The 18625-nt window shown below is 69.9% G+C and carries 17 protein-coding genes; 7 read left to right on the top strand and 10 right to left on the bottom strand.

The features are described 5' to 3' along the window. Positions 1–43 precede the first annotated feature (43 nt). Both AB0I18_RS08035 and AB0I18_RS08030 read left to right on the top strand, forming a co-directional pair. Positions 44–1564: a GAF domain-containing protein gene (locus AB0I18_RS08035; RefSeq protein WP_363104526.1), complete on the top strand. Its 1521-nt coding sequence runs from the start codon at positions 44–46 to the stop codon at positions 1562–1564. Between the two features lie 171 nt (positions 1565–1735). Further along, positions 1736–2782 (top strand): M23 family metallopeptidase, encoded by a 1047-nt coding sequence (locus AB0I18_RS08030; protein WP_363104525.1) that lies wholly within the window; start codon positions 1736–1738, stop codon positions 2780–2782. A gap of 143 nt (positions 2783–2925) precedes the next feature. Here the strand turns inward: AB0I18_RS08030 and AB0I18_RS08025 are convergent, their stop codons facing one another. From AB0I18_RS08025 to AB0I18_RS07995, 7 genes are all read right to left on the bottom strand, one after another. Continuing rightward, positions 2926–3813 (bottom strand): HAD-IIB family hydrolase, encoded by an 888-nt coding sequence (locus AB0I18_RS08025; protein WP_363104524.1) that lies wholly within the window; start codon positions 3811–3813, stop codon positions 2926–2928. 135 nt (positions 3814–3948) lie between these two features. Beyond that, complete coding sequence (locus tag AB0I18_RS08020; protein ID WP_363104523.1) at positions 3949–4860, bottom strand: LLM class flavin-dependent oxidoreductase; 912 nt, start codon at positions 4858–4860, stop codon at positions 3949–3951. A gap of 104 nt (positions 4861–4964) precedes the next feature. Then, positions 4965–5513, bottom strand: a complete 549-nt coding sequence (locus tag AB0I18_RS08015; protein ID WP_363104578.1) for an RNA 2'-phosphotransferase — start codon at positions 5511–5513, stop codon at positions 4965–4967. 212 nt (positions 5514–5725) lie between these two features. After that, positions 5726–6670, bottom strand: coding sequence for a MerR family transcriptional regulator (locus tag AB0I18_RS08010; RefSeq protein WP_363104522.1), 945 nt, complete (start codon positions 6668–6670; stop codon positions 5726–5728). 65 nt (positions 6671–6735) lie between these two features. After that, entirely contained in the window at positions 6736–7638 is a 903-nt protein-coding gene (locus AB0I18_RS08005) for a metal-dependent hydrolase (protein ID WP_363104521.1), read from the bottom strand. Beyond that, complete coding sequence (locus AB0I18_RS08000; protein WP_363104520.1) at positions 7635–9395, bottom strand: SDR family oxidoreductase; 1761 nt, start codon at positions 9393–9395, stop codon at positions 7635–7637. The genes AB0I18_RS08005 and AB0I18_RS08000 overlap by 4 nt, the downstream gene beginning before the upstream one ends. Further along, positions 9392–10252 (bottom strand): M24 family metallopeptidase, encoded by an 861-nt coding sequence (locus AB0I18_RS07995; RefSeq protein ID WP_363104519.1) that lies wholly within the window; start codon positions 10250–10252, stop codon positions 9392–9394. Before AB0I18_RS07995 ends, AB0I18_RS08000 begins: the two co-directional genes overlap by 4 nt. A 298-nt stretch (positions 10253–10550) precedes the next feature. Between AB0I18_RS07995 and AB0I18_RS07990 the strand changes: the two genes are divergently transcribed. The 5 genes from AB0I18_RS07990 (at position 10551) to AB0I18_RS07970 (ending at position 14527) form a co-directional block, all read left to right on the top strand. Next, the gene (locus AB0I18_RS07990; RefSeq protein ID WP_363104577.1) at positions 10551–11561 is read left to right on the top strand and encodes an ABC transporter ATP-binding protein; all 1011 of its coding nucleotides are present in this window, start codon (positions 10551–10553) and stop codon (positions 11559–11561) included. Next, on the top strand, positions 11551–12468 hold the full coding sequence (locus tag AB0I18_RS07985; RefSeq protein ID WP_363104518.1) for an ABC transporter permease subunit: 918 nt from the start codon (positions 11551–11553) through the stop codon (positions 12466–12468). The genes AB0I18_RS07990 and AB0I18_RS07985 overlap by 11 nt, the downstream gene beginning before the upstream one ends. Further along, entirely contained in the window at positions 12465–13376 is a 912-nt protein-coding gene (locus AB0I18_RS07980) for an ABC transporter ATP-binding protein (RefSeq protein ID WP_363104517.1), read from the top strand. The genes AB0I18_RS07985 and AB0I18_RS07980 overlap by 4 nt, the downstream gene beginning before the upstream one ends. Positions 13377–13385: 9 nt before the next feature. Then, positions 13386–14105, top strand: coding sequence for an ABC transporter permease subunit (locus tag AB0I18_RS07975; protein ID WP_363104516.1), 720 nt, complete (start codon positions 13386–13388; stop codon positions 14103–14105). A gap of 146 nt (positions 14106–14251) precedes the next feature. Then, the gene (locus tag AB0I18_RS07970; protein WP_363104515.1) at positions 14252–14527 is read left to right on the top strand and encodes a hypothetical protein; all 276 of its coding nucleotides are present in this window, start codon (positions 14252–14254) and stop codon (positions 14525–14527) included. Between the two features lie 448 nt (positions 14528–14975). On the opposite strand, the gene AB0I18_RS07965 is transcribed toward AB0I18_RS07970, so the two are convergent. The 3 genes from AB0I18_RS07965 to pheA form a co-directional block, all read right to left on the bottom strand. Further along, on the bottom strand, positions 14976–15833 hold the full coding sequence (locus tag AB0I18_RS07965) for an HAD family hydrolase (protein WP_363104514.1): 858 nt from the start codon (positions 15831–15833) through the stop codon (positions 14976–14978). Further along, on the bottom strand, positions 15830–17107 hold the full coding sequence (gene serS / locus AB0I18_RS07960; protein ID WP_363104513.1) for a serine--tRNA ligase: 1278 nt from the start codon (positions 17105–17107) through the stop codon (positions 15830–15832). Before serS ends, AB0I18_RS07965 begins: the two co-directional genes overlap by 4 nt. A gap of 518 nt (positions 17108–17625) precedes the next feature. Continuing rightward, entirely contained in the window at positions 17626–18558 is a 933-nt protein-coding gene (gene pheA / locus AB0I18_RS07955; RefSeq protein ID WP_363104512.1) for a prephenate dehydratase, read from the bottom strand. Positions 18559–18625: the final 67 nt, after the last annotated feature.

Genomic DNA, 18625 nt, shown 5'->3' with positions numbered 1-18625 from the left:
GTTCTGGCTTTCCATGACAAAAGGGACTTACTAAGCTCGCTTCATGTCAGTCGTATCGGACCCTGATGGCGCTCCGAACCCAGATGATCTGCCGCGGTTGGTGGAGGCGATGCAGGCCATCGGGGGCGGGCTGGAGCTGCAGTCCACGCTGGACCGGATCTGCGAGACCGCGGCGGAGCTGGCGGACGCCCGGTACGCGGCCATCAGCATGGTGGCGGCGGACGGGAATCCCGTGCGGCTCGCGGAACCGGCCGAGGATCCGCGCTCGCGCGACTTCCTGGGCATCCCCGTCCGCGTACAGGGGGAGCTCTTCGGCACTCTCCACCTGGCCGAGAAGCGCGACGGCGGACCGTTCGACGACCGCGACCTCGACATGGTGCGGGTACTGGCCATGGAGGCGGGCATCGCCATCGGGAACGCGCGCCTGTACGAGGCCGCCCGGCAACGTGAGCGCTGGATCGACGGATCCGTGGCCGTCACGACCGCACTGCTGTCCGGAGGAGACGCCGACGAGGCACTGCAGGTGGTCGCGGAACAGGCCCGCCGGCTCTCGGACTCGGCGGCCGGACTCATGCTGCTGCCCGCGGCCGAGGGCGGCTTGGAGATCGTCGCCGTCGCGTCCGAGCGGCCGTCGAACGCGCTGGGGCCGGCAGTGCCGCCGGAGAGCGAGGTCCTGGGTGAACTCCTGGCGGGAGAGGACGTGTTCGTCGAGGACGCGGCCGACGACCCGCGCATGCCCACCGATCTCGCCCGCGGCTACGGGCCGACGATGCTGCTGCCCCTCCGGAGCGACGGCCGAGTCCTGGGAGCCCTCGTCATGGCCCGGGTGCGGGACGCCCGTCCGTTCAGCGGGACCGAACGCACCCTGGCGACGCAGTTCGCCGCCCAGGCCGCGCTCGCGCTGGTGATGGCCGAGGCACAACGCGACCGGGAGCGGCTCGCGGTGTACGAGGACCGTGACCGGATCGCCCGCGACCTGCACGATCTCGTCATCCAGCGGTTGTTCGCCACCGGGATGACGCTGGAGAGCGCGCAGCGGCGGTCCGTCGTGCCCGAGGTGCGACGAGGCGTCGGCAGGGCGGTCGACGAGCTCGACGTCACCATCCAGGAGATCCGCACCGCCATCTTCGCGCTCCAGCAGGAGCCGGCCGACATTCTGCCGGGGCTGCGGACGCGCGTCCTGCGCGAGATCAACATGGCAGCCGTACCGCTCGGCTTCACACCGGCACACTCCTTCGTCGGCCCCGTGGACACGGTGGTCGGCGAACCCACCGGAAAGAATCTCGTCGCGGCTCTCCGCGAGGCCCTGTCCAACGCCTTCCGGCACTCGAGGGCGTCCCGCATCGACGTCACCGTGGACGCGACCGCCCGGCTGCCGGACGGGCTGCCGGGCGTACGCCTGACGGTCGCGGACGACGGTGTCGGCATCCCGGATGGAGGCCGACGCAGCGGCCTGAAGAACCTGAAGCGGCGGGCGGAGTCACTGGGCGGTGACAGTTGGTACGGGCCGGTGGCCGGTGCGGACGGCGGTGGTACGTCGGTGGTGTGGGAGGCGCCGTTCTGAACGAAGCCGGGAGCAAGAGAGACAGGGGCAAGCCGAGCAGCGCGACCCGCCGAAGTGCTCCACTCCAGGCCCCTGTTCGGCCCAACCCAGTGCGCCATCCGTGACAACAGGTCCCCCAGGTGTACGACTTGAACAGGACCGGGGCCCGCCTCGCACGACACGATCCTTGTCATGCGCTCACCTCGCCGCCGTCCACTGATCGTCGCGGCGCTGCTGTGCGCGCTGGCAGTCCTGGCGGCCCGGCCCACGGCGGCGACGGGGGACGCCGACAGCTCGGGCGGTGTCGGCGCCGAGGTGGTGCGGCTGTACCAGGAGGCGTCCCTGGCGACGCGGCAGTACGAGGCGGGGCGCCGGGAGGCGGAGGTGCAGCGGAGCCGGGCGCAGCGGCTGGAGCGGCTCCTGGCGCGCGAGCGGCAGGACATCGCCGCGCTGCACGGGGACCTCGGCCGGATCGCCAGCGCCCAGTACCGCAGCGGCGGCGGGCTCCCGCACACGGCGCAGCTGCTGCTCGCGGACACCCCGGAGGAGCTGATGCGCGGTCAGCGTGCCATCTGGCAGGCGGACCTGGCGGTCAACAACGCCGTCACAAAGAGCCGCCGGGCCGAGGCGCGGCTCGCCACGGACGAGGAGAAGGCCGCGTCGGCCTGGCAGGTGCTGGAGCGGCGCAACGGCGAACTCGCCGAGATCAAGGGGGGGATCGAGCAGAAGCTCGAAGAGGCCCAGGGGGCGCTCCAGGGGCAGGCGGACGCCTCCGTCGCGGCAGGCGCGTGCCGGGGCGCCGTCCGGCTCGACCAGCCGCGCACGGGCTTCACACAGGCGTGGGTCGCGCCGGTGGAGACGTACGGACTCTCCGCGGGCTTCGGCAGCGGTGGTGAGCGCTGGGCGAGCCGGCACACCGGGCAGGACTTCGCGGTGGACATCGGCACACCGGTGCGGTCGGTGGGCGAGGGGCGGGTGGTGAAGGTGTCCTGTGGCGGCGCGTTCGGCATCGAGGTCGTGGTGGGGCATCCGGGCGGCTACTACACGCAGTACGCCCACCTTGCCGCCGTCACGGTCGAGCAGGGGGAGCGGGTGGCTCCGGGGCAGTGGGTGGGCCAGTCGGGCACGACCGGCAACTCGACCGGACCGCATCTGCACTTCGAGGTACGCCTGACACCGCAGCTGGGGTCGGGCGTCGATCCACGGGAGTGGCTGGCCGAGCGGGGTGTCCGGCTTTAGAGGAGGACGGAGGAGAACAGAGGAGGACATACGAGGTCAGAGGACGTCAGAAGACGTCCAGGAGAGGGCCAGTACGGAGTGGGCGGTATGGAGTGGGCTCCAGGTGCTCGCCTGTTACCGGCGCTCTCCACGGGCACCTGCTGTCACCGACGCTCCGCGAGTATCCGCTCGATCACGACCGCCACCCCGTCCTCGTTGTTGGCGACCGTGCGTCCGGAGGCCGCCGCGATCACGTCGGGGTGCGCGTTGCCCATCGCGTACGACCGGCCCGCCCAGGTGAGCATCTCCACGTCGTTGGGCATGTCGCCGAAGGCGACGACCTCCTCGTGCGAGATGCCGCGTTCGGCGCAGCACAGGGCGAGCGTGCTGGCCTTGGAGACCCCGGGTCCGCTGATCTCCAGGAGCGCGCTGGGGCTGGAGCGGGTGACGTTGGCCCGGTCGCCGATGGCCAGGCGGGCGACCGTGAGGAAGGCGTCCGGGGCGATCCGGTCGTGGTAGGCGAGGATCTTGAGCACCGGCTCGTCGGCACCGGGGGCGTCCGGTGCCAGGAGTTTCTCGGCGGGCGCGAGGGTGTCGGGGGTCTCCATGTGCAGTTTCGGATACTCCGGCTCCTGGTAGAAGCCGTACGTCTGCTCCACGGCGAACACGGTCCCCGGCGCGGCCTCGCGCAGCAGCCGTACGGCGTCGAGCGCGTTCTCCCGCGCCAGTTCCCGGACCTTCACGAAGCGGTGAGCACCGGGGCCGCCGTGCAGGTCGACCACGGCGGCGCCGTTTCCGCAGATGGCAAGGCCGTGGCCGTGGACGTGGTCACTGACGACGTCCATCCAGCGGGCCGGGCGGCCGGTCACGAAGAAGACCTCGATGCCGGCCTCCTCGGCGGCGCCGAGAGCGGCGACCGTGCGCTGCGAGACGGACTTGTCGTCGCGCAGCAGGGTGCCGTCGAGGTCCGTGGCGATCAGCCGCGGCGGAAGGAGGGCGGCCGGGGTACCGGGCCGTCGGGTCACTGAGGTCACGCCGCCATTCTCCCGCATATGCGTGCACGGTCGTGCGGCGGTCCGCACATGTGAGAGACGTAGGCCCTCACCTGTGGCGTTGTGCCTTGTGCTGCGGGACAGGGTGCAGGTGGAAAGGCGGCTCAGGTGGCAGGCGTACGCGCCGGGGCGACCTCAGTTCAGCTGCCCGACCGCCTCCATCGCGATGTGCTCGAAGACCTTGTCGTCCGCCGCGAAATCCGAGTCCGGGATGGGCCAGTGGATCACGATGTCCGTGAAGCCCAGCTCCATGTGCCGGCCTGCGAAGTCGACGAACGCGTCGAGGGACTCCAGCGGACGGCCGCGGTCCGGGGTGAAGCCGGTGAGCAGGATCTTGTCGAGCTCGTTCACGTCCCGGCCGACCGCGTCGCACGCGGCGGCCAGCTTCTCGGCCTGTCCGCGAATGGCCTGAACCGACTGCTCGGGAGTGCCCGTCTCGAACAGCTTCGGGTCGCCCGTCGTCACCCACGCCTGCCCGTGCCCGGCGGCGAGCCTCAGTCCGCGCGGCCCGGTGGCGGCCACCGCGAAGGGCAGCCGGGGTCGCTGGACGCAGCCGGGGATGTTGTAGGCGTCGCGTGCCGAGTAGAACTCGCCGTCGTACGACACGGAGTCCTCGGTGAGCAGCCGGTCGAGCAACGGGACGAACTCACCGAAGCGGTCGGCCCGCTCGCGCGGTGTCCACGGCTCCTGGCCGCCGCTCAGCAGCGTCGTGGCGTCGAAGCCGGAGCCGCCCGCGCCGATGCCCAGCGTGATCCGGCCACCGGAGATGTCGTCCAGCGAGATCAGTTCCTTGGCCAGGGTCACCGGGTGCCGGAAGTTCGGGGAGGTCACCAGCGTGCCGAGGCGCAGGTGGTCGGTGGCGCCCGCGGCGGCGGTCAGTGTCGGTACGGCGCCGAACCACGGCCCCTCGCGGAATGTCCGCCACGCCAGATGGTCGTACGTGTAAGCGGTGTGGAACCCGAGCTGCTCCGCGCGCTGCCAGGTGGCACGCCCTCCCTCATGCCAGCGGAGGTACGGCAGGATCACGGTGCTCAGACGCAGACTCATGCCTCAGAGCCTAAGCGCAGCCACGGGGTGCGCCCGGGCGGTCGGTCAGTGAGCTGGGCCCCGCCCGGCCCCGCCGGGCCGTGAGGTGGCGCGTGGCCGGCCGGTCAGTGCGCGCCGGGAAACCGGAGGTAGCGCGGCGGTACGGCGGCCGTGAGCCAGACCCCGTTTGCGCTGACCCGGAAGACGTGGCCGTCGTGGTGCATGGCGACGGCGTCCACGGAGAGCACGACGGGGCGGCCGCGGCGGGCTCCGACGCGGGTCGCGGTCTCGCGGTCTCGCGAGAGGTGCACGTCGTGCCGGTTCATGGGCCTCAGCCCCTCGGCGCGGATCGCGTCCAGGCTGCGGGCGACGGTCCCGTGATAGAGGTACGCGGGCGGGGTCGCCGGAGGCAGGCCGAGGTCGACCTCGACGGAGTGGCCCTGGCTGGCGCGGATCCGGGTGCCCTCGATCGCGAAGCGCCGCTTGTCGTTGTGGACGATCACGTGGTCGAGCTCGTCCCGGCTGAACCGGAAACCGTGCGCCGCCGCCGCGGCCATCAGCGTCTCGATCTCGATCCAGCCGCCCTCGTCGAGCGTGAGCCCGATCCGCTCGGGCTGATGCCGCAGATGTTTCGAGAGGTACTTCGACACCTTCACGGTGCGTCTCTCGTCCATCATGTCGTTCTCGTTCTCGTTCTCGTTCTCGATCTCGATCTCGATCTCGTTGTCGTTCTTGCTGTCGTTCTTGCTGTCGTTCTCGTTCATTCCGTCAGAGTGCCTGGCGAGACGCTGATCACGCATTTCATTTAGGCCCTGAGGTTTGATCCACAGCCAAGTGCGTTATCCACAGGGCGAGTTGATGTTTCTGTGGACAACTCGTCGACCGTTTACGATGGTTCGTCAACTTTGAGTGACTTGCCATAATTTAGGGCAAGTGTGTCCAAGGCCCGCGCCCGGACCTCCCGTTCGGCGGCCACAGCGATGAACTCGGCCGCGTGTTCCACGCCAACCAGCCCCTCCACAGCGTCCATTGTCGCCACCGGAACAGCCACCGAACGCGTCTCATCCGTACGTTCCCGGGGCGCCCCCGTGCCGAGCTGCCGACGCAGCTCCCGGTTGGCGAACAGCCGCATGGCCCGGGCGAGTTCGGCGTCCACGGTCTGCTGTGCGAGCGGTCGGAGCCGTCGTACGAGCGCGGCCGCCTCGGCTGCCTCGGCGTCGGTCGGCGGGTGCTCGCCGAGATAGCGGGCGAAGACGTGCTCGGTGGTGAACTCCAGGAAGCGCGCGGCGATGTGCTCCACCTGAGTCCTCAACTCCCGCAGATGGCCGGAGATCGCGGAGAGCGGAACGCCCGCCTCGTACAACTCCGCCGCCACCGCCAGCTCTTGGGGGCTCGGGACGAGGAAGGTGTCCTCCTGTCCCGGAACGCGTTCGAGCACGCCGAGCTCGACGGCGTCGGCCACCGCCGCGTCGTCCGGGTCGCCCCCGAACCGCTCGTCGAGCTCGGCCCGCGAGATGCGGACCGCCTCCTCGTCCGTCCACGGCCCGTCGACCTCCGCGACCAGGCCGAGCACGCCGCCGAGGCCCCGGCCCGCGTCCCAGGCCTCCAGCAGCTCCTTGATGGACGCCAGCGTGTAACCGCGGTCCAGCAGGTCGGCGATCTGCCGCAGCCGGGCCAGATGCGCGTCCGAGTACACATTGGCGCGGCCGCGGCGCTCGGGGCGGGGGAGCAGCCCGCGGTCCTGGTAGGCACGGATCGTCCGGACCGTGGCGCCGCTGTGGTGCGCCAGGTCCTCGATCCGGTACGCGACGGCACCCGACTCGTCGTCCACGGTCCCTGCCTTCCCGAGCCCTTACGTGATCGCTCGCCGCCGGCCCGATCGCCCGCGGCTTCCGCCTAGGCGATCGCCGCCCGGCCGATCGCCCCCGCGGCGGTCCTGGCCGCGGGCGACCGCGCCAGATACTCCACCGCTCTGCGCATCGAGCCCTCCTGAGACGGATGGTACGACCGTCGCAGATAGCGGGGAACGGCCGAGCCGAGCTCCTGCCACGTGGGCAGCAGTCCTTTGCGCACCGCCCGGTTGTGCGCGCCGAGCGAGTAACGCAGTCGGCCCGCGAGCCGCGGGTCGTGGCGTATGAGATAGGCCGCGCCCCACGCCCACATGTAGAGGATCACGGGGGCCGTGACCGCCATGCCCGCCACCCGGCGCGCGTACCGGGGCAGGCCCTCGCCGCCGCAGTGCTGGTACATGTCGAAGGCGACCGCGCGATGCTCGACCTCCTCCGCGCCGTGCCAGCGCAGCAGATCGAGCATGACCTCGTCGGACCCCGCGCGGTCGAGCCCCTCGGCGGCGAGCACCCAGTCGCCCAGCACGGCCGTGAACTGCTCGATCGCCGCGATCACCGAAAGCCGGAAGCGCAGCCACTCCGGCGCCGGTATCGGCGCGCCGAACGGCGGTCTCTCGCCGAGTATCCGCTGGAAGAGGAAGTCGACGTGCTTCGTGTAGGCGGCCGTGTCCAGGTGCTGCGCCGCCAGGTGGTCCAGCACGTACGAGTGCTGCACGCTGTGCGTCGCCTCCTGCCCCATGAAACCCCTGACGTCCTTGAGGAGTTCGGGATCGGTGACCAGCGGCAGGCCCTCCTTGAAGACCTTCACGAACCACCGCTCCCCCGCCGGCAGCAGCAGATGCAGCACGTTGATGACGTGGGTCGCGGTCGGCTCGTCCGGTATCCAGTGGAGCGGAGTCCCGTCCCAGTCGAAGGACACCCGCCGAGGCGTGATTTCGTGGTGGTCTCTCACAGCGGCGGCTCCATCCGTGCGATCGCGCGCAGTGCCCTGGGCGTGAAGCGGGACAGGAGGTGCGCGCCGCGCGCCTCCGGGGTCACGGGCACCACTGCCTGGTTGCGGACGACCGCGCGCAGCACGGCATCGGCGACCTTCTCCGGTGGGTAGTTGCGCAGCCCGTACAGCCGCGCGGTCTTCTTCTGGCGCCGCTTCTCCTCGACGGCGTCGACCCCCGCGAAGTGCGCGGTCGAGGTGATGTTCGTGTTGACGAAGCCGGGGCAGATCGCCGAGACCCCGATGCCCTGGCCCGCCAGCTCCGCGCGCAGGCACTCGCTGAGCATCAGCACCGCGGCCTTGGAGGTGCTGTAGGCGGGCAGTGCCTTCGAGGGCTGGTACGCCGCCGCCGACGCGGTGTTGACGATGTGACCGCCCTGCCCGCGCTCGGCCATCTGCTTCCCGAAGAGCCGACAGCCGTGGATCACACCCCACAGGTTGACGTCGAGGACCTTCCGCCAGTCCTCCGCCGTGGTGTCGAAGAACGAGCCGGACAGCCCGATCCCCGCGTTGTTCACCAGCACGTCGACCACCCCGTACTCGGCGGCGACCTTCTCGGCGAGCTTCTCCATGGCCTGCTCGTCGGAGACGTCGACCGTCTCGGCCCACGCCTCGGGGGCACCGATCAGCCGGGACAGCTCCGCCGTACGAACCGCGCTCTCCGCGTCCCGGTCGACGGCCACCACGCGCGCGCCGGCCTCGGCGAACGCGAAGGCGGTGGCCCGCCCGATGCCGCTGCCCGCGCCGGTGACCAGCACGAGCTGCCCGCCGAAGCGGTCGGCGTACTTGCCGGTCGCCACCGGCGCGGGCCTGCCGCCCTCGGTACCCGTCACGAACTCGGTGATCCAGGCGGCCAGTTGGTCAGGACGCGTGCGCGGGACCCAGTGCTTGGCCGGGATCGTGCGGCGCACCAGACGCGGTGCCCACAGCTCCAGCTCGTCGTAGAGCTTTTCCGACAGGAACGCGTCCTCCAGGGGCGTGATGAGCTGCACGGGCGCGTGTGCGTACGCGTCGGTGCGCGGACTGCGCAGGCGAGCCCGGAGGTTGTCCCGGTACAGCCACGCGCCGTGGGCGGCGTCCGTCGGCAGCGACGGGGTCGGATAGCCGTCGTCGGGCGTTTTCTCCAGGCGCCGCAGGATTTTCGGCCACTGCTTGCCGAGCGGGCCGCGCCAGGCGAGTTCGGGCAGCACGGGCGTGTGCAGCAGGTACACGTACCAGGACTTGGCGCCCTGGCCGAGCAGCTGGCCGACCTTGCGCGGCGTGGGGCGGGTCATGCGCTTCTTGATCCAGTGCCCGAAGTGGTCGAGGGACGGCCCGGACATCGACGTGAAGGACGCGATCCGGCCCTCGGTTCGCTCGACCGTGACGAACTCCCAGCCCTGCACGGAGCCCCAGTCGTGCCCCACGACGTGCACCGGCCGGTCCGGGCTGACCGCGTCCACGACCGCGAGGAAGTCGTCCGTCAGCTTCTCCAGCGTGAACCCGCCGCGCAACGGCCGTGGCGCCGTGGACCTGCCGTGGCCCCGCACGTCGTACAGCACCACGTGGAACCGGGAGTGCTCGGCGAGGCGTGCGGCGACCGCGGACCACACCTCTTTGGAGTCCGGATAGCCGTGCACGAGGACGACCGTGGGCTGCGCGGGGTCGCCCAGCTCGGCGACGCACAGCTCGACCCCGCCCGTACGCACCCAGCGCTCGCGCGCCCCCTGAAGCGTCACCTGTCCTCCGCCCAGCGCCGCACGTGCGGCAGATCGTCGTCCAGCCAGAACGCGCTCTGCTCGGGGTCCTCGGAGTCGGTGACCACCAGGATCTCCTCGAACTTCGCGCCCGTACCCCGGAACCCGAGGTGCGGCTCGACCGCCCACAGACCCGGCTGCGGCGGATGGTCGGAGAACCGGTACGGCGACCACAGCGGGGACCAGCCGTCGCGGTGACCACGGACCGCGTCGCTCGCCAGGCCCTTGAGCGACTGTGTGCCGAACCCGAACAGATGCGGTGACCAGCGCCGCTCCCCGACCCGGTCGACCTTGTGCGCGATCACTCCGAAGGGATACGCGCGATGCCGGTTCGCATAGCCCTGGCGGACTATGAGCCGGTCCACGTCCTCGTAGATCTCGCGCAGCGGACGCCGCTCGCGCACCTCGCGCAGGATCAGCTCGCGGTGTGCCTCTAGGTCGGCGAGGAGCTTGTCCTGCACGGGGTTCAGCCCCAGCGAGCCGGAGTACCCGATGTCGGCGGTGTAGCCCTTGTGGACCGGCGCCAGGTCGAGGATGAAGGGCATGCCCGCCTCAAGGCGCCGGTTGGTGGGGAAGAACTGCAGCGGTATCCGGAAGTTCACGAACGCCGTGCGGTCCCCGAACCAGGCGAAGGGCAGATGGAACCAGTCCCGCACGCCCCGCTCGCGCAGCCAGACACGCTGCATCCGTGCCGCCTCGCGCTCGGTCACGCCGGGCTTGAGCTGCGCCGCGACCGCCTCCGCACACTCGTACGCGAGCCGCTGCACGTCCCTGAACCCGCGCAGCTCCGCGGTGAGTTCGCCTGGTGAGGCCACTCCTGAAGCCACTGCTGAGGTCATGCCACCGTCCGTCCCTGTCGGGTGTGCGCGCTACGGTTCGTAACTTGACACTGATGAATGTGACAATTGTTGGAGGCTGCGTCAATAGGCGTGCGTGCGGCCTGTGGACAACCGGACCGTTGTGGACAACCCACCCCTCGACCGACCCCATGAAGGCCTCATGGAGGGCGGACAGCGGCCGTCGGTTGTTCGACCTGAGGGGGACCCCTACGGGCCCGTACGCCTGGAGAGGGACGCCGATACAGCTCCCAGGTCTGACGACCGGTGTGGTCTGCGCCACTACCTTCGAAACGTGACTGTGATCGCGACCGAAAGCCTGAGCAAGCGGTTCCCGAGGGTGACCGCTCTTGACCGGCTCTCCGTGGACGTCGGACCCGGTGTGACCGGACTCGTCGGAGCCAACGGAGCCGGCAAGTCCACACTGATCAAGATCCTGCTGGGTCTGTCCCCCGCCACCGAGGGCCGAGCCGAAGTGCTCGGACTCGATGTCGCCACCAAGGGCGGTGATATCCGCGAGCGGGTCGGCTACATGCCGGAGCACGACTGCTTGCCGCCCGATGTCTCCGCCACCGAGTTCGTCGTCCACATGGCGCGCATGTCCGGCCTGCCGCCGGCGGCGGCCCGCGAGCGCACCGCCGACACGCTGCGCCACGTCGGCCTCTACGAGGAGCGCTACCGGCCCATCGGCGGCTACTCGACGGGCATGAAGCAGCGCGTGAAGCTCGCGCAGGCCCTCGTCCACGACCCGCAGCTGGTCTTCCTCGACGAGCCGACGAACGGCCTCGACCCGGCCGGCCGCGACGAGATGCTCGGCCTCATCCGCCGTATCCACACCGACTTCGGCATCTCCGTGCTGGTCACCTCGCACCTCCTCGGCGAACTCGAGCGCACCTGCGACCACGTCATCGTCGTCGACGGCGGCAAGCTCCTGCGGTCCAGCTCCACCACGGACTTCACCCAGCGCACGGCGATCCTCGCCATCGAGGTCACCGACACCGACGAGCACCCGGACGGCACCGGCGCGGTGCGCGACGTGCTCCACGCGCGCGGGATCGACACCCACGACGGCAGCGGACTGCCCGGCGCGGGCCACATCCTCCTGCTCACCGCGGAGAGCGAGGACACCTACGACCTCGTACGGGACGTCGTCGCCGACCTGGGTCTCGGCCTGGTCCGCATGGAGCAGCGCAGGCACCACATCTCGGAGGTCTTCAAGGACAGCGACGAGCAGGTCCTCAAGGACAGTCAGGCGCAGGCCTCCAAGGACGGCGACGAACAGCGGAAGGAGGCGGTCGGCCATGGCGGTTGAGCAGCCCTCGGCTCAGGCCCCGGCTCGCCCGGGCGAGCAGACCCGGATCCACAACATCGGCTACCGCAACTACGACGGCCCACGCCTGGGCCGTGGGTACGCCCGCCGCTCGCTCTACTCGCAGTCCCTGCGCGGTGCCTACGGTCTCGGCCGCTCGGTCAAGTCCAAAGTGCTGCCGATGCTGCTCTTCGTGGTGATGTGCGTCCCCGCGTTGATCATGGTGGCGGTCGCGGTCGCCACCAAGGCGAAGGACCTGCCCGTCGACTACACGCGCTACGCGGTCATCATGCAGGCCGTCATCGGCCTGTACGTGGCCTCCCAGGGACCGCAGTCCGTCTCCCGTGACCTGCGCTTCAAGACCGTACCGCTGTACTTCTCGCGGCCCATCGAGACCGTCGACTACGTGCGCGCCAAGTACGCGGCCCTGGCCTCGGCGCTGTTCGCCCTCACGGCCGCGCCGTTGCTCGTGCTCTACGTGGGCGCGCTGCTGGCCAAACTCGACTTCGCCGACCAGACCAAGGGCTTCGCACAAGGGCTCGTCTCCGTGGCACTGCTTTCCCTGCTCTTCGCCGGCATCGGCCTGGTCATCTCGGCGATCACTCCGCGCCGTGGCTTCGGTATCGCGGCCGTCATCGCCGTACTGACCATCTCCTACGGGGCGGTGTCCACCGTCCAGGCCATCGCGTACAACCAGTCCAGCACCGACGCGCTCGCCTGGCTCGGACTCTTCTCGCCCATCACGCTCATCGACGGAGTCCAGACCGCCTTTCTCGGCGCCGCGTCCTCCTTCCCCGGCGGGGAAGGCCCCTCGTCCGGGCAGGGCGTCGTCTATCTCATCGTCGTCCTGGGACTCATCGCGGGCTGCTACGGCCTCCTGATGCGCCGCTACCGAAAGGTCGGACTGTGACCACGCTCACCATCGACCACGTCTCGCGCTGGTTCGGCAACGTGGTGGCCGTCAACGACATCACCATGACGATCAGCCCCGGCGTGACCGGTCTGCTCGGCCCGAACGGCGCGGGGAAATCCACCCTCCTCAACATGATGGGCGGCTTCCTCGCCCCCTCCACGGGTTCCGTCACGCTCGACGGGCAGCCGACCTGGCGCAACGAGCAGATCTATAAGCAGATCGGTATCGTGCCCGAGCGGGAAGCGATGTACGACTTCCTCACGGGCCGCGAATTTGTCGTCGCCAACGCCGAGTTGCACGGCCTCGGCAAGAAGGCCGCCCAAAGGGCCCTCGCCACGGTCCAGATGGAGTACGCGCAGGACCGGAAGATCTCCACGTACTCCAAGGGCATGCGGCAGCGCGTGAAGATGGCCTCCGCGCTCGTCCACGACCCGTCCGTGCTGCTGCTCGACGAGCCCTTCAACGGCATGGACCCGCGCCAGCGCATGCAGCTCATGGACCTGCTGCGGCGGATGGGCGACGAGGGCCGCACGGTGCTGTTCTCGTCCCACATCCTCGAAGAGGTCGAGCAACTCGCCTCGCACATCGAGGTGATCGTCGCCGGACGGCACGCGGCGAGCGGCGACTTCCGCCGGATCCGCCGCCTGATGACCGACCGCCCGCACCGCTACCTGGTCCGCTCCAGCGACGACCGGGCGCTCGCGGCCGCGCTCATCGCCGACCCGTCGACGTCCGGCATCGAAGTGGACCTCAAGGAGGGCGCGCTGCGCATCCAGGCGGTCGACTTCGGACGCTTCACGGCACTCCTGCCGCGAGTGGCCCGCGACCACGGCATCCGACTGCTCACGGTCTCGCCGTCCGACGAGTCCCTCGAGTCCGTCTTCTCGTATCTCGTCGCGGCGTAGGAGGCCAAGATGTACGACCCCACAGTCGCCCGACTCACCTACCGCGGCCTGCTCGGCCGCCGCCGGGCCCTCATCCTGGGCGCCCTGCCCGCCCTGCTGATCGTCATCTCCGTGGCCGTACGCGCCTTCGCGGGCGCCGACGACCAGGTGGCCTCCGATCTCCTCGGCGGGTTCGCGCTCGCCACGATGGTGCCCATCATCGGAGTCATCGCGGGCACCGGCGCGATCGGCCCCGAGATCGACGACGGCTCGGTCGTCTACCTGCTCGCCAAACCGATCAAGCGCCCCACCATCATCTTCACCAAGCTGATCGTCGCCATCGCCGTGACCATGGCGTTCTCGGCGATCCCGACGTTCATCGCGGGCATGATCCTCAACGGCAACGGACAGCAGATCGCCGTCGCCTACACGGTGGCCGCGCTGGTCGCCTCCATCGCGTACGCGGCGCTCTTCCTGCTGCTCGGCACCATCACCCGGCACGCGGTGGTCTTCGGACTCGTCTACGCGCTCGTATGGGAAGCCCTCTTCGGGACCCTGGTGTCCGGGGCACGCACGCTCAGCGTCCAGCAGTGGGCGCTCGCCGTGGCCCACAAGGTCTCCGGCGCGGACCTCGTCACCTCGGACGTGGGGCTCGCCACAGGAACGGTGCTGCTGATCGCGGTCACCGTGGCCGCCACGTGGTTCGCGGGACAGAAGTTGCGGACACTGACGCTGGCCGGGGAGGAGTAACCGTCCCGGGGAGTCGGGGCGGCTCCACGCGCGCGTGCCCGTTTTCCGGGGCCACGCGCGCGTGGAGCCTCCTCTGATCTTGAGATCGGCTTTACACGCGGAACGGCACACTTGCCGAAGGGGATGCACAGCGAGGAGGAACGGGGATGGCAAGGAAGGCACCGCGGAGCGACGGACAAGGCTCCGGCGACAGCCAGGGGCAGGGCCGGGGACAGGGGGAGCCCGAGGACGTCTGGGACGACCTCCTCCTGGACGAGGACTTCATACGGTCCGCCGAGACGGCCGAGCCGTCCGCGCGCGCCCGCATGCTCGCGGCCCGCTGGCGCGACGGCGGGCCCGACCCGCAGCCCTGGCGGTCCGACGAGCCGCCCGCGGGGTGGTTCTTCAGCAAGGCACGCCGCCGCAGGTGGCGCCGCCGGTAGCCGTCCCGGGAGGCCGCGAGCGCCCCTACGACTGTGGGCGCCGCTTTATTCGGTGGCGTCCAACTCGGCGTACGGGCACAGTGGTTATGTCCAAGTCGCCGGGTTTCGCCGGCGCCGGATTCTGGGAGAGGAGCGCGACGATGCCCGTCAGTAGCAGTTCGTCGTGCTCCCGGCAGGGCAGCCCGCGGCGGGCTCCGGAGTAGTCACACCTCCGTAGAGTCCGCTCCGCAACGGGGAGCTGCCCGGGGCGGCCGCTTCGAGCGCGCATCTCGCGCGGGCCGCCCACCCAAACGCTGCCGCTGTGGCCTGGCGGCATCCTGATCCGCTGCTTCGCGGCGGATGTTCCACGCCCACCCGCCCTTCTCAGGGCGGGTGGGCGCTTCAGGTTCCCGAGGGACTCGTGGGACCGGTGGCCGAGCCGTCAGCTCGGCATCCACCCGGCGACCGCTCAGCCCAGCAACCGCTCCAGCACGACCGCGATCCCGTCCTCCTCGTTGGACAGGGTCATCTCGTCCGCCACCGCCTTGAGTTCCTCATGGGCGTTGGCCATGGCCACCCCGTGCGCGGACCAGGCGAACATCGGGATGTCGTTGGGCATGTCACCGAAGGCGATGGTGTCGACGGCCTTCACGCCCAGGCGGCGGGCCGCCAGGGACAGGCCCGTGGCCTTGGAGAGGCCGAGCGGGAGGATCTCCACTATGCCCTCGCCCGCCATCGTGATGCTCACCAGACCGCCCACGGCCAGCTGCGCCGCGGACGCCAGTTCGTCGTCGGTGAGACGGGGGTGCTGGATGTACATCTTGGTCAGGGGCGCCGCCCACAGCTCCGCGATGTCGGTGAACGGGACGGTCTGCAACAGTCCCTGCATCTGGTAGCCGGGCCCGATCAGGACGTCGCCGTCCACGCCGTCACGGCTCGCGGCGAGGGCCAGCGGACCGACCTCCGCCTCGATCTTGGCGAGCGCCAGCCCGGCCAGCTGCCGGTCGAGGGTCACCGACGTGAGCAGACGATGCGCCCCGGCGTCGTACAGCTGCGCGCCCTGACCGCACACCGCGAGCCCCTCGTAGCCGAGTTCGTCGAGGATGTGCCGCGTCCAGCGCACCGCCCGCCCGGTGACGACGAGGTGCGCGGCGCCCGCCACGGTGGCCGCGGCGAGCGCTTCGCGCGTGCGCTCGGAGACCGTGTCGTCGGAGCGCAGAAGCGTTCCGTCGAGATCGGTCGCGACGAGCTTGTAGGGAAACTCCGCAGACGCAGACGCAGATGAAGTCGGAGCGGCGGCAGAAGAGTCGGAGGCGGCAGAGCTCACTTGGCGACCGGCTCCAGGATCTCCCGGCCCCCCAGGTACGGACGCAGCACCTCGGGCACCCGCACCGAGCCGTCGGCCTGCTGGTGGTTCTCCAGGATCGCCACGATCGTGCGCGGTACCGCGCACAGCGTGCCGTTCAGCGTCGCGAGCGGCTGCACCTTCTTGCCGTCACGCATGCGCACCGACAGCCGGCGGGACTGGAAGCCGTCGCAGTTCGAGGCCGACGTCAGCTCGCGGTACTTGCCCTGGGTCGGGATCCACGCCTCACAGTCGTACTTTCGCGAGGCGGACGCGCCAAGGTCGCCCGAGGCCACGTCGATCACCTGGAAAGGCAGCTCAAGGCCGGTCAGCCACTGCTTCTCCCACTCCAGGAGCCGCTTGTGCTCGTTCTCCGCGTCCTCCGGAGCGACGTACGAGAACATCTCGACCTTGTCGAACTGGTGCACGCGGAAGATGCCCCGGGTGTCCTTGCCGTACGTCCCGGCCTCCCGGCGGAAGCACGGCGAGAAGCCCGCGTAGCGCATCGGCAGCTTGTCGGCGTCGAGGATCTCGTCCATGTGGTACGCCGCGAGCGCGACCTCGGAGGTGCCGACCAGGTAGTAGTCGTCCTTCTCCAGGTGGTACACGTTCTCCGCGGCCTGGCCGAGGAAGCCGGTGCCCTCCATGGCGCGCGGGCGGACCAGCGCCGGGGTCAGCATCGGGATGAAGCCGGCCTCGGTGGCCTGCGCGATCGCCGCGTTGACGAGGGCGAGCTCCAGGAGCGCGCCGACACCCGTCAGGTAGTAGAAGCGCGAGCCGGACACCTTGGCGCCGCGCTCGACGTCGATGGCGCCCAGCGCCTCGCCCAGTTCCAGGTGGTCCTTGGGCTCGAAGCCCTCGGCACCGAAGTCGCGGATCGTGCCGTGCGTCTCCAGGACGACGAAGTCCTCCTCGCCGCCGACCGGGACGTCGGGGTGCACGAGGTTGCCGAGCTGGAGCAGCAGGCGCTTGGTCTCCTCGTCCGCCTCGTGCTGCTCGGCGTCGGCCGCCTTGACGTCGGCGGCGAGCTGGCCGGCCTTCTTCAGGAGCTCGGCCTTCTCGTCGGCCGAGGCCTTGGGGATCAGCTTGCCGAGCGCCTTCTGCTCGGAACGCAGCTCGTCGAAGCGGACGCCGGACGACCTGCGCCGCTCGTCGGCGGAGAGCAGGGCGTCGACGAGTGCGACGTCCTCTCCACGGGCGCGCTGCGACGCACGCACACGGTCGGGGTCCTCACGGAGCAGGCGAAGGTCAATCACCCCACAAGGCTACCGGTGCGGGGTTCCGCCCCACGACTCGGTATTCCGATCCGCCATATCTGTCACGTTATGGGTGAATTGTTACGGCATGTCAATAAAAGGATGCCATATCCCTGAAATGGGGCAGGCGTGACGCGTCGAGTTGACTTGATTCCCTTGCGGGGAACGGGACTTGGGGCGAGGTTGTCCACAGAAATCCACACCCCCGGAAAGTTATCCACAGGCTGTGCGAAAGATCTGTGGACATTGGAAGTGATCGCTCCGAAAGCCGCATCCAGGACGGGGAATTCCCGGGCCAAACCCTCCTTACACCCACGTTCGAGTGGAAATGGGTCGCTCTAAGGGATTGGTCAACAGAAACGGGTGGACGAAGGGTGACCTGTGGGGCTGTGGACGCAGATGTAGCTCGTAGGCCGATTTGTCGACTGAGTCGCACTTCGTTGTCGACTTGTCCCCAGGTCGAGAAGCCAGCCTGTGGATAACTTCTGTGGACGGAGACAATCTGCAGGTAGGACTGACTAGAAACGGCCGTCCTGGCAGCGCGCCAGCCAGTCCGAAGCCGCCGCGAACTCGGTGTCCGACGTGCCGGCCCGCAGCGCGCGCACATCCTGGGGAGTGACCTCGGCGCGCGGATAGGACCCGAGGAACCGCACCTGCGGGCAGCTCCGCTTGAGGCCCATCAGCGCCTCGCCCACTCGACGGTCCGCGATATGACCCTCGGCGTCGATGGCGAAGCAGTAGTTGCCGATGCCCTCGCCGGTCGGACGGGACTGCAGCAGCATCAGGTTGACCCCGCGCACGGCGAACTCGCCCAGGAGATCGCGCAGCCCACCGGGGTGGTCGTCGCGCTGCCAGATGACCACGGACGTCTTGTCCGCGCCGGTCGGCGCCGCGGGCCGGGCGGGCTTGCCCACCAGGACGAACCGGGTCTGCGCGTTCTCGGCGTCGTGGATCTCGGTTTCCAGCGCCGCCAGTCCGTACCGCTCGGCCGCGAACTCGCCCGCGAAGGCGGCGTCGTAGCGCCCTTCCTGCACCAGGCGCGCGCCGTCCGCGTTGGAGGCCGCCGACTCCCAGATGACGTCCGGGAGGTTGTTCTTCATCCAGTTGCGCACCTGCGGCTGCGCGGCCGGGTGCGCGGTGACCGTCTTGATCTCCGAGATCTTGGTACCGGGCCGGACCAGCAGCGCGAAGGTGATCGAGAGGAGCACCTCGCGGTAGATCATCAGCGGTGTGCCGGCGACCAGTTCGTCGAGCGTGGTCGTGATGCCGCCCTCGACGGAGTTCTCGATCGGTACGAACGCGGCCTCGGCCTCGCCGTTGCGGACCGCGTCGAGCGCGGCGGGCACGGACACCATCGGAATGAGCTCCCGGGTGGCCGACTCCGGGAGCGTCCGCAGGGCGACTTCGGTGAAGGTGCCCTCGGGACCGAGATACGCGTAGCTGGCTGGCATGGCTTCACCCTAATGGGCCTTGTGCGGCCCGGCTCCCGCTTCCGGTTCCGTCGGTCCCAGGGAGCGG

The organism is Streptomyces sp. NPDC050704 (assembly GCF_040654355.1).
GTDB lineage: Bacteria > Actinomycetota > Actinomycetes > Streptomycetales > Streptomycetaceae > Streptomyces.
The sequence above is the reverse complement of the archived record's forward strand: the minus strand, read 5'-3'. Positions and strand labels throughout refer to the sequence as shown.